Raw genomic sequence first — 5,907 nt, 5'->3', positions numbered from 1 at the left:
GCACCCTAAAGTGTCACATTGAAAATTTTATCTAAATCGTCAAAACGATTGCCGGCTCTGAATTACAGGCTAATTTGTTTGCCCAGCAGATGCACAATTAGCCCTAAAAATCTGATAGCTCTGATACCAAATTATTGAGATCAACTCTCATTAAGCTGGCGATCGCTGACTAGAGTGTGACACTTCATAATTCTTAGTAATCGCTAAAAGTCTTACTATACAAGGGCTAGAGCAACTTTTGATTTCAACGACTAGGGTGCGGAATGTGGGCTGAAAAGACTGACGGCTATAAAACGGGGACAGGCAGTTGACGCTCCCGTCGCGCTCAAGCGAGGGATTCTTGATTCACCGAGTCCACTTAGACTAAGTACCTTGCGATTCTCAACCCAGAGGTGGTTCTCTCCTCAAGCGTTAACTTTGGGTGCGCCCCACCCTAGTTGTATTTCTACAAAATTTGCTTTAATTGAAGTGTTAGCTTCAAATACTGCTTTGTCTAGTTCCTGCAAAGATTTTACCTACCTACAGGTAGAAACTAGAACATTAGGTAGGGCTTGCTGAATAAATCTAAAAACTTTGTTGGATAAGGCTTTTAGACTTTTTTTCCCTCAAAAAGTGCCGACCATTGGAGGGATCGGGGGTAAAATTCCTGGACTTTTTCCCTGAAAATTAGGTAACTGACTACCTCAAAATCGGTAAAACCCTACACCCTACACCCCACACCCCACACCCTGCCCCCAGGAAAAACTTTTTGCCGCAAACCCTAGGTAGAACCCCATATCTTTGATTGTCAAGGTGCAGATAGCGTAGTGATTAGACTACAGGGGTTTTTCAAGCGGTTGTTTACCCTAGCCGCTATACTTATATGGTAGCTATTTTTCGTGAGTACTTCCAGACCTTTAAAGGAAAAAAGACTGCCAAGGCTAATGACCCCAAAAGAAGAGCAAGCGCACTTCGGAATACGCAACTAGAATGCCATTAACAATGTCAGAAGTCATTCGAGATTTCGCTCTTGAGACTAGACACTTATTTTTAGCTGTGGTTCGCTGTTCTATACTGGCCTTTGTTTCATCCCATCGGTAAAACCGAGGGTCTTCACCCGACATTGCAGATAAACCTTTTCTACCCTGGGAGAAAAACCGAGCCATTGACGAGATAAACGAGCAAAAGTGTCAGGATCACCGCTAACTGCGAAGTTAGTAGGTAGGGGTGTTTCGGGATTTTTTAGACCTAATAATTCTAGCTCTTTTTCCGCCGATCGCACAACGGCAGCGGCGGGATCTACCAAGCGCACGGAACTAGGTAAAAGACGACGTAAAACCGGGGAAAGATGGCGATAATGGGTACAACCATAGACCAGAGTATCAATATTTTCTGCTAGTAAAGGCTGAAGATATTCCCTAGCCACCTGCGTGGTGTAGGGGTCAAAAATGCGGTTAGCCTCGATCAAAGGGACAAATTCAGGACAGGGAATTTGCCAAACTTGGGCAGTAGGATCGATTTCTTGAATCGCTTGTTTATAGGCATTGCTTTTAGCCGTAGCCGGGGTAGAAATCACCCCAATGCGCTTTCCTTGTTTAACGGCAGTTTTGGCACCGGGTAAAATTACCCCCAAAATTGGTAAATCTTTAAATTCGGCCTGTACTTCTTCTAAAGCCAAGGCGGAACTGGTATTACAAGCCATAATCACCATTTTCACCCGGCGCTCGCTCATCCAAGTGAGAATTTCCCGGACAAATTCGATAATTTCCCCTTTAGAACGAGTTCCGTAGGGAAGTCTAGCGGTATCAGCGAAATAGAGAATTGATTCTTGGGGCAGTTGTCGATACAACTCCCTTAAAACGGTCAGTCCACCCACGCCACTATCAAACACACCAATCGGACTAAGTTGTGATTCTCTCATAGATAATATCGAGGAAAACGCTGATCTAAAATAGCTTTATTTGATGATATTAAAACACGGATTTTTTGATTAGTAAACTAATGCTCCAATCATTTAATCATTAACGGAGATTTCGTTGAATATATTCAATAATCCCCCCAGCGATCGCCGCCGCCATTTGTCGTTGAAAGTTGACATTGGCTAATTTAGCAGCATCCTCAGCGCCGGTGACGAAACCCACTTCCACGAGGGTAGAGGGCATTCTGGAGGTTCTCAGCACATAGAAACGGGCCCGACGCACCCCCCGATCGCGCATATCGACAGTGCGGACAATATTGCGATGGATGGTATCCGATAAACGGCGATCACCGAAGTAATACACCTCTAGGCCATTGACATCCGGTCGTGCTTTCCCCATAGAGTTAGCGTGGATACTGACAAATAGATCGGCATCGATCCGGTTAGCCAGATCCGTGCGCCCTTGCAGGGTGACAAAAAAATCGCTATCTCTAGTTAGACGCACATCGATGCCCTGTTGTTGCAGGATGCGGGTAACTTCTAGGGAAATGGGCAGAATTACGTTTTTTTCCTGAAGGCCACCAATTCCGATCGCCCCCGGATCCTTACCACCATGGCCCGGATCGATCACCACTAGAAAGCGGCTATTGCGTTGTTGGGGGGGATTAGGAGTGGGGTTAGAAGGGCGCGGCGGTGGGTTAAATTGCCCCGTATTGGGGGGTAAAGGAACAGGGATAGTAGTGGAGTCAGGAACCTGAGAAAGGGGGCTAGAATTGCGGGAGGAAAGCAATTCTAGGGCTAGGGTTTGACTGTCCGATTGAGTTAATTGTCCCAGTTGAAAACCCACGGCCGTCTGTACCAAAATCAGCACCTTATTGGCGCTTTCCTGACGTACCCGCAATTGATAGATAGGACTATAGCGGCCGAAGCGCGGACCGCGAAAAGACTCGGCTAACTTAGCATTTTCGATGCGTAGTTCATAGACACCATCCCGGTTAACACTGCCGTTAGCTTTCAGGGGTAAATCCGCGCGAATTAAGAGGCGATCGTTATTGCCCGTCAGATCGATCGAGGAGATCGTGGCCAAACGATTGCTAGAAGGGGGATTATTGGCAGTTTTCGGGGGGGGATTGTTGGGACGAGGATTGGGATTGGTGGCGCTAGTGGGGGGAGGTGAGGAGATATTATCCACGGCACCCAGACCACCCCTAGGCAGTAAAACCAAGCCACCAAAACGACTATAGAGAGCTTGCCAATCGGGACTATCTCTACTAACACTTAGGGAAATCTTAGCTCGTTGATTGGCGGTCTGACTGAATTGAATATCGCCGACCCCATAGCGATTGACGGGGATAGTTTGACCAGTGAGACTGCTGGGTAAAGTGGCCCCGGGTAATTCAAATTCGATTTTTTTGCCGTCCCGGCTGCGTTGACTGCGGATCGATCGCTCATCACCATTTTGCTCTAAACGGACAAAAAGACCATTGCGAGTGACCTGAAAATCATCGTTGTTGTCCGTCCGGCTAACTGGAGGTGGGGGAGTGGGACGGGTGGAACCGCGATCGGGGGGAGGTGTGGGGTCAGGGGTGACGGGTGGTTGCGTTTCCTCCCTAATTGGTTGGGGTTCTGGCAATTCCACTGTCCATTGGGTGGGCGAAATTCCGCGAATTTTTACCTGTTGAGGATCAAAGGTGTAGCCTGGGGCCAATTCAATCACTAAACGGGTAGTTTCCGCATCAAATTGACCGATACGGACACTTCTGACGATATTGCCAATGGGCCGGTTAATATTGGGTTGCCCTAACTTGATCCCGGGCAGATCGATCACGATCCTGGTGGGGTTAGTGATCATTTGCGCTCGCGGTTGCACTCGATTGTCGGTGGTGAACACCAGACGATTCTCATTGGTGTCGAATCGCCAAAAGACGAGCTTGCCTGCCCAAGCAGGGGCTGCCACCAGCAACCAAGTTAATGCGCTTAGGAATAACCAATGAAATCTCACGATCGATGCTCCCGTTGCTCAGTTATCAATTACCTTTTTTCGGTAAAAATGGACTATTTTGTCGATTTTTGGCCATCCATAGCTCCGTTAATGCTCTGAGAATGACTATCAATAAAAACAAGCTTATGGGACGTTGGCATGGTCTGCTATGTTTCTGATCAGTTATCAGTTATCAGTTATCAGTTATCAGTCATCAGTTATCAGTCATCAGTTATCAGCTTCTGAAGGTAATAGGCAAGAGGCTCCAAAAAAGAATCTGGCAATTCTCCTACCTAAAAATAAGGTTAGAAACTAAGTCCATCAAAGCTTTTAGCTTAACAAATTAGGATTTAGATTCGGCCCTTGTTATCAATGAAAAGACGGCACTGTTAGTGCCACTTAACACTGCTACTGGTAACTTAACACTGCCACTGGTCACTGGTCACTGCTCACTGCTCACTGATTGAGGGCTGGCGGTAGGTTCTTTAAATACTAACCTTAACAGGGGCGGAGCGATAAAGGTAGTCAAGATCACCATCATAATAATGGCCGCATCGGCAGCGGGGGATAAAGCGCCACTAGCAGCCCCGACTCCGGCAAAGACTAAACCCACTTCACCCCGGGGAATCATGCCAACTCCGATCGCCAAGCGATTGAGTTTTTCCTTGCTGAAAACGGCTAACCCCGTCACCACTTTACCCAAAATAGCGACGACAATTAAGAAAGCGGCCAAGACTAATCCTTCTCGATTAGTGGGAATAGCGGGATTAAGGACACTTAAATCGGTTTTTGCCCCCACACAGACGAAAAATATCGGTACAAATAAATCGGCGATCGGGAACACTTGTTCTGCCAATTCCGATCGCTTTTCCGTTTCCCCTAGAACCAGGCCCGCAGCAAAGGAACCGAGAATCGCTTCTAATTGGATAACTTGGGCAATATAAGCAAGAATAAAGGCGAAAATCAGGGAAACTAAGAGCAATTGTCCCCTAGTTTTCATGCTATTAACTAATTGAACGTAAAAGGGGCTTAAAAAACGACCGATCAGGATCGCCCCGATTACAAAAGCGCTAGAACTAATAACTAAATAAATTACTTTGCTAATTTGCACTTCTCCAGTCTTCACCAAAGAAGCAACGACAGCGAGGACGATAATACCGAGAATATCATCGAGAACCGCTGCCCCGATGATAATTTGACCTTCTTTCGCCGATAACTGCCCTATTTCTGCTAAAACCTTGGCGGTAATGCCGATACTGGTAGCGGTTAAAGCCGCCCCGGCAAAAATAGCGGGAATGGTGGCCAGATGAAAGATATAGATTAAACCCAAAGTACCCACCAAAAAGGGAACCGCAACCCCTACCACTGCGACAGCAGCTGCCTGTGGACCGACGCGAATTAATTCCTGTAAGTCTGACTCTAAACCAATCTCGAACAGCAGGATAATTACCCCCAATTCCGAGAGGACGGAAATCACCTCACTGGCAGCACTAAAAACGGCGGGAGATTGCTCCGGGGTGAGGGGGGAAGTGGATTGTAGGAAGTGAATTAGGAGAGAATCCTCGAATCCCGCTCCTCCTTCCGGAAAAACCAGTAATTTTAGGGCAGAAACCCCGATAATCACGCCACCGACTAATTCTCCTAACACGGGAGGCAAGTTCAATCGCACGCATATTTCTCCCCCCAGTTTACAGGCGAAATAAATAACGGTCAAACTCAGCAGCACGCAGGCTAAAACTAAGGCACTATCAGCAGTTTCGGCTGTAGCTGCCGAGGCTAACAGGGAAATGTTAAAACTCCAAGCGGAAGAAAGGAAAGGCTGTAGTATCATCGCTCGCTCAAAATTACTCTCAATACTCTAACAAGCTTGCGGCTTATTCAGTTATTCCTGCTCAAAGTTTGCCGTTCTATTAGACCTCTTGCAAAAATCAAAAATCTTCCTTTAGGTGAGGAGTCTCCGAGCCAGTAGTCAGTAGTCAGGAGAATTAAGAATGAGCATTAATCAATTAAATGCTCTATTTGGTTATTT

3 protein-coding genes are annotated in these 5,907 nt (G+C 46.7%); all 3 read right to left on the bottom strand.

The features are described from left to right. Positions 1 to 1,048: 1,048 nt before the first annotated feature. The 3 genes from murI to PX482_RS08150 all read right to left on the bottom strand — a co-directional run bounded on the left by murI (position 1,049) and on the right by PX482_RS08150 (position 5,709). Positions 1,049 to 1,900, bottom strand: a complete 852-nt coding sequence (gene murI / locus PX482_RS08160) for a glutamate racemase (RefSeq protein ID WP_288122306.1) — start codon at positions 1,898 to 1,900, stop codon at positions 1,049 to 1,051. Positions 1,901 to 2,000: 100 nt separating this feature from the next. Beyond that, positions 2,001 to 3,899 (bottom strand): N-acetylmuramoyl-L-alanine amidase, encoded by a 1,899-nt coding sequence (locus PX482_RS08155; RefSeq protein ID WP_288122305.1) that lies wholly within the window; start codon positions 3,897 to 3,899, stop codon positions 2,001 to 2,003. Positions 3,900 to 4,320: 421 nt separating this feature from the next. Further along, complete coding sequence (locus PX482_RS08150) at positions 4,321 to 5,709, bottom strand: cation:proton antiporter (protein WP_288026774.1); 1,389 nt, start codon at positions 5,707 to 5,709, stop codon at positions 4,321 to 4,323. Between the last annotated feature and the right edge of the window lie 198 nt (positions 5,710 to 5,907).

Origin of the sequence: Microcystis sp. M53602_WE12 (assembly GCF_030065455.1) — a bacterium.
Taxonomy (GTDB): Bacteria; Cyanobacteriota; Cyanobacteriia; order Cyanobacteriales; family Microcystaceae; genus Microcystis; species Microcystis aeruginosa.
Note: the sequence above shows the minus strand (reverse complement) of the source record. Positions and strands in the feature narration are given on the sequence as shown.